This is a genomic window from Streptomyces spongiae, from assembly GCF_009377185.1.
Lineage (GTDB): Bacteria > Actinomycetota > Actinomycetes > Streptomycetales > Streptomycetaceae > Streptomyces > Streptomyces spongiae.
Genome location: NZ_VJZC01000580.1, coordinates 1 through 6,281 on the forward strand (window position 1 = coordinate 1; position 6,281 = coordinate 6,281).

Consider the following 6,281-nt stretch of genomic DNA (forward strand, 5'->3'; position numbering starts at 1 on the left):
CTCACCAGCCCCGCGAACAACCCCACCAGCGCCAGCACTTGGGCCACCGGCCCGAACGCCCCCTCACCGGCCGCCGCCGGCTCCCCGGCCCCCAGGGCGGCGGCGACGCCCGCCCCGGCCAGGGAGAGGAACGCGATCGGCACCAGCAGGGTGTGCCGCTTCCACGCCAGCAGCGCAAGCACGGGCACCAGCAGCGCGAAGGCGCCCGCGATCACGATGCCCACGAGCGTGAGCGCGACCGTGCCGAGCCAGAAACCGGCGTCCGGCGCCACGGGCTGCCACGCGCTGTTGGACCTGGCGTGCCTCCGGGGCGCTGAAGTCGGTGTCGGCTCGGGGTTGGGCGCGCGGCGCCGCCACAGCACCAGGCCGATCAGGACGACCAGCCCGACCCCGGCGCCGACCAGTCCGGCCTCGTAGGTCGTGGACGGTTCGTACGTCAGCTTCACCGTGCCGCCCGCGCCGCCGGGGATCTGCCACCCCTGCTGCCAGCCGTCGAGCCGGACGGGGGTGAGCTCGCTGCCGTTCAGCGTGGCCTTCCAGCCGTCGTTGAAGTTCTCGTACGTCGTCAGGTACGAGGCCGCGCCCGAGCCCACCGACACCTCGCGCAGGTCACCGAGCCAGTCCCGTATCCGCAGGTCGCGGGCGGTCGTGTCCGAGAGCCCCGAGGGCTCGGTCACCGTTCCGCGCGTGAGGGTCACATCCGTCACGGCGAGCGGACCACCGTCCCCGGCCTCGACGCGGTGCGAGCCGGACGCCAGGTCCACCTCGGGGTTGCCCTTGCGCTGCTGACACAGAGTCACGTCAATGACGCGCCGCTCGCGCAGGTCCCGTACCGTCCCCTTCGCGCTCGTCTCGTACAGTTCGCCGTCGATCGCCAGCGCCGGGCCCTTGCCGCACGGCAGCGAGAAGTCGCGGGTGTCCGACGGCTGTTCGGCCCGCTGGTTGTCGAGGGCCGGGACGTACGCCTCCGTCAGGCCGACCGGGAGTCGCAGGTCGTCGTCGGCGACGGGGTTGTGGACGGTCAGCGGGGCGGTCTCGGTGATCGTGATGTCGAGGCGGTTCGTGGTGATCGGCTCGAAGCGGGCCCAGCCGTTCTCGTCGACCGCCGTGATCGCCGCGCCGTCCGGCGAGCTGATCGACACCTGGGTCGGGCGGGTGGACAGGCCGCCCGCCGGGGCGAGCACGATCGAGCCGACCTTCTGCCGCTTCGGCCACGTCAGATGGATCACCGGCTTGTCGCCCGCGATCCACGCCGTCGTCAGATCGCCGTCGGTGAGGTTGCGCGGTGACAGCCCGACACCGAGGTGTGCCGTCGAGTCCGCCGTCGCGGTGACCCGGTCGCTCTCCTCGGGCGCGACCTCGTACAGCAGCTGGTCGAGCTCGGCGCTCGGCACCGGTACGGCGCTCGCCTTCACGTCGTACGTCCCGGACGTGGTCGTCGAGAAGCGGCGGTGGAGGCCCGTCTCCGTGCCCGTCGGGGAGAGCCCGGTGGGGTCGGCGGCACGGTGCAGGGAGACGATCTCGGCGGAGGCGGAGGCGGAGGCGGAGGCGGAGGCGGAGGAGACAGAGGAGTCGGAGGAGTGGGAGGCGCCGGAGCGTTCGGCATCCGTCGGCAGCCGCAGCATCCGCGTGACCTGTACACCCGGGAGGTCGATATCGGAGAAGCCGGCGCCCGTGAGCCCGGCGTGCCGCTCCACCGAGTCGAGGATCGTGATCCTCAGCCAGTCCGTCTCTCCGGGGCGGGCCCGGACCGTCTGCGGGGAGCCGTCGGGCTGCAGATAGCTGGTCACGGAGCCCTGCTCCGTCTCCACCCGCACCCGCGTCGGCGCCGACCGCACCTGGTCCTGCGGCAGCGGCGTCACCTTGAACGACGACGGGACGTCCTCCGCGCCGTCGAACGCGATCCGCAGCCACTGCCCGTCCGCCGAACCGGCCGCGCCCTCCGCCCACGCGGTGTTCGGATCGCCGTCGAAGGCGTTCACGGGGTCGTACTGGGGCAGGTAGAACAGCCAGTTGCCGGACGACGACGCCGTCACCGAGCGGGCGCCGCGCAGTTGGGCCACCGTCTGGTGGGAGGTGCCCTTCACCGGCAGGATCTGGTGCGGACCGTCACCGGGGTCCTGGAGGCTGCCGCTGTGATTGCGTTCGCGAGCGGTGTACGTGTACGAGGTGTTGGCGTTGACCAGCCCGAACCGGGTGTCCGCGCGCCGTAGCCCGTCGCCGACGACCTGCACCTCGGGGGTGCCGAGACCGGGATGGCTGTCGCCGGTCAGCACGGTGGGGCGGCCGCGCATCACCGGGTCGGCGGCCAGTGGCAGCAGCGCCTCGGGTCCGCCGGAGACGACGGCGGTGTCGGCGATCGGCTTCACCCCGGCCTGCCCGGGGCGTGGCGCGTCCGCCGGAGGCCGGTAGATCTCCACGGCCCGCTGGCGCGGATACAGCCCCTCCACCTGCAACGGAGTGTCGCCCGCGATCCGCCCACCCGTCATCAGCGGCCCGAAGCCCGTCTCCCGCTCGTACCCCGACTGTTCCAGGGTCCGCTTGACGGTCGTGGTCGGGACGTAGCCGACCTGGTCCGGGTCGAGGTCGTTGCGGACGACCACGTAGTACAGCCCGGCGCGGCTCAAGTAGTCGGCCAGGCCCGGGACTTCACCACCCGTCATCAGCGCCTGCTCGACGGCGTCCATCGCGCGCCGGTTGCCCGGGGTGCCGAAGGGCACGTAGTCCCTCTGCGCCCAGCGGGACTCGGCGAGCACGTCGAGGGGCTGGTCGATGGGAGAGCCCCAGGTGTAGATGCCGTGCGCGGTGGCGGGGACGACGAGGGCGCGCGAGTCGGGCGAGTTCTCCTTCAGCCAACTCGCCGTGCTCTTCCAGTACTTGGGAAGCTCCTGGAACGAACCCGGTTGCAGGATCGACCCGTTGAGGTACGGCCACGCGAGCCCGGGCAGCACCAGCAGCGCGGCGACCAGCGTCACGTACCGCCGTCCGCGGACCCGGCGCGCCCCGCGTTCCCGGGCCGCCACGCCCACCAGATGGGCCAGCCCGAGGACCAGCGCGAGCGCGAGTCCCGTCTGGAACTTGTAGATGTTCCGGAAGGGCACGATCGCACCGTTCAGCCAGTCCTGGACCAGCCCGTGGAAGGGCCCGCCGAACCTGCCGCCGTACCCGGCGAGCGTGACCAGCGCGACGGACAGCACCGTCAGCACCAGCCACCGTCGCTCCGGAAGGTCCCGCCGCGCGAGCCCGGCCAGCCCCAGTCCGGCCGCGAGCGCCGAGCACACGATCACGACCACCGAGGACGCGACCGTCCAGCCGGCGGGCAGCCAGGCCTCGCCGAAGTGCAGGTACGCCACCCAGTTCCCGGCGCCGCGCAGCGCCTCGGTGGCCGACATGGTGGCCGTGGTGGTCTGCGAGGTCTCCACGTACGGCAGGAAGTTCTCGCCGTACGCGCCGAGCAGCAGCAGCGGGACCACCCACCACGCCGTCGCCAGGAGTACGCCCGGCACCCACCAGGCGATCAGCTTGCGCTGCCGGGGACCGCGCGGACGCGACAGCAGATAGAGCCCGACCGGCAGCAGCGACGCCAGCGTGGCCGCCGCGTTGACACCACCCATGAACGGGATGGCCAGCGCCGAGCGCAGGGCGGCGACCCGCGCGCTGTACCGCTCGTTCGTCAGCGGCAGCAGCACCCACGGCAGGAACGCGCCCGGCAGCGCGGCGGCCGACGTCGAGCCGACGACGGTCGTGAACACCGGCCACAGCGCGTACGCGACGGCACCGAGCAACCGGCTGCCGTCACTCCCGACCCGCAGCCGCTCCATCAGCCGCAGCGCGCCCCAGAAAGCCACCGACACGACGATCGACAGCCACAGCCGCTCGGCGAGCCACACCGGCACCTGCAAGAGATCGCACAGCGCGTAGTACGGCAGCATCGGCCACGCGTAGCCGACGTACTGGTCCAGGATGCCGCCGAAGCCGCCTCGGTCGTGCCACAACTGCCCCAGGTCGGACAGGAACTGCCACGGATCGAGGGCGACACCCAGCTTGGTCTCGAAGGTCGTCCGCCCTGGGTCCACGGCCAGGAACAGCACGAACACCACGGCCCAGAACCCCAGCAGCCAGCGCCGCGAGCGCGGACCCTCGGGGGGCCGAAGCGCGGGCCCGTCGGGTCGTACCGGGGCGGGAGGAGGGGCCTGGACCGTGCTCGTCATGGTGGACACCGCCGGAGGATGAGGAGGAGGTTCCAGGTGGCGAACTCGCGTATGCCCGGCGCCTTCACGACGGTCTCCGCGAGGAACGGCCAGTAGCGGGACCGCGCCGAGACGACCGTGACGTCGTCGCGGGCGCGCACCTGCCGCAGGGTGGGGCCGATGTGCACGGCGAAGAGGTTCTCGCCGAGGGTGTGCTTGGCCGGTCTCCCGGTACGGCGCCGGTAGCGGGCCCGCGCCCGCTCGGCACCGAGGTAGTGCCAGGGCGCCCACTCGTGACCGCCCCACGGGGAGTACCAGTTGGTGAACGACACGTAGATCAGGCCGCCGGGCCGGGTGACCCGCACCAGCTCGCTGAGGAAGGTCTGCGGATCGGCCACGTGCTCCAGCACGTTGGAGGAGAAGGTGACGTCCGCGACCCCACCACCCAGGGGCAGCAGATACCCGTCGGCCACCACGGCATCTTCGGGCGGCTCGGCCCCCAACTCCCGTACATCGGGCTCGAAGAGGTACGCGTGCGCACCGCGCCGCCGGAACTCCTCCGTGAAGTACCCACCGCCTCCGCCGACATCCACGACGGTCCGGCCCTCGACTGCGCCACCGTAAGCCTCGACCTGATCGACGGCGTCCCGGGCGAGAAGGGAGTAACACCGCTCGGGTTCGTCCTGCTCCCGCAGAAAGGCCCGAAAGAGAGCGAGGGAACGGCGAAGAGAGGGGTCCTTCGTGCCCCGATAGGGGCGCGGGGAACTGCGCGACAAGCCACAAACAACCCGCAGCGTCCAACCGACAGCACCACCCCCGAACCGCCCGACCCTCACGGCACCCAGTCCCTCACCGCCTCACCGGCCACCGCTCTGAACCGCCGAACCGTGTGCCCCCAGCGATAGCGCGCCGCCCGCTCACGGGCGGCCTTGCCCATGAGAACCCGCCGATCCGTAGACAGCGCGAGAGCGCACCACGCCGCGGCGAACGACGACTCGCCCCGCGCCAGCACCCCCGTCTCGCCATCCACGACGGAGTCACGCAACCCCGGCACGTCAAAGGCGATCGCGGGAGTCTCACGTGCCGCGGCCTCGGTGACCACCAGCCCCCAGCCCTCGACCGCCGAGGGATGCAGCAGCAGCCACGCCTCGCAGAGCAGCCGGTGCTTCTCGGCATCGGAGACATAGCCAGTGAACTCCACGTCAGGGCCCGCGAGTTGCTCCAAGGCCGCGCGCTCGGGGCCGTCGCCCACGATCACCAGCCGCCCGCCCGTCACCGGCCGCACCCGCTCCCACAGCCGCAGCAGCAGATCGATCCGCTTGTACTCGACGAGCCGCCCCACCGCCACGAACAGCGGTTCGGGGGAGCGTTCCGCGCGGGGCCCCGGCTCCTCGACGCCGTTGTGCACCACTCTGATCCGCTCGCGCTCCACGCCGATGTCCCGCAGCGCGTGGGCCGTCGACGTCGAGACGGCGACGAGCAGGTTCTTCTGCTTCTTCTTCTCCTGTTTCTTCCGCTGCTTCTTCGGCTGCGCACCCGCCAGCGCCCAGTGCTCGAGTCTTCGGCCGAGGCGCGCCGCGGGCGCCAGCGGACCGCCGAACCGCATGCTCCACAACTCCGTGTGCACATGGTTGACCAGGCACAGCGTCGGACCGTCGTGCCACAGCGGTGCCAGGTACGGCATGCCGTTGCACACCTCGACCAGCAGGTCGCAGTCGCCGACCTGGCGGGCGAACGAGGACTTGGCGCGCAGATAGTGGCTCAGGTCGCCGCCGGCCGACACGACCCGGTAGTCCCGGAACGCGGCCGGCCCGCCGCACAGCAGGGTGACCTGGTGACCGAGCCGGGTCAGTCCGTCGGCGAGCCGGTCGACGAGGAGTTCGGAACCGCCCGCGGCGGGATTGCCGAGGTCACGGCGGGCGAGGAAAACGATGCGGCGCGGTTGTGGGGGGTGCGCCGGAGTGTGCTGCTGCGCGGAGCGCGGGAACGCCTCGAGCAGTGAGAACGGCACGTGCTGGGGCATGCGTGCTCCAACTCGTCTAGGTCGCGGAACTCACGTGGGGGAGAGAGCCGCGGTGGGGGGAATCCGTG

The 6,281-nt window shown here is 72.0% G+C and carries 3 protein-coding genes; all 3 read right to left on the bottom strand.

All coding sequences use genetic code 11. The features are described 5' to 3' along the window. Positions 1-4,211 (bottom strand): alpha-(1->3)-arabinofuranosyltransferase (locus FNH08_RS41965; RefSeq protein WP_152776766.1); only part of this gene is annotated, 4,211 nt, incomplete at its 3' end. Next, positions 4,208-4,984, bottom strand: coding sequence for a class I SAM-dependent methyltransferase (locus FNH08_RS41970; protein WP_228034702.1), 777 nt, complete (start codon positions 4,982-4,984; stop codon positions 4,208-4,210). The genes FNH08_RS41965 and FNH08_RS41970, both read right to left, overlap by 4 nt. A gap of 38 nt (positions 4,985-5,022) precedes the next feature. Beyond that, a complete protein-coding gene (locus FNH08_RS41975) occupies positions 5,023-6,213 on the bottom strand; it encodes a glycosyltransferase family 4 protein (protein ID WP_152776765.1) in 1,191 nt (396 codons plus the stop codon). Between the last annotated feature and the right edge of the window lie 68 nt (positions 6,214-6,281).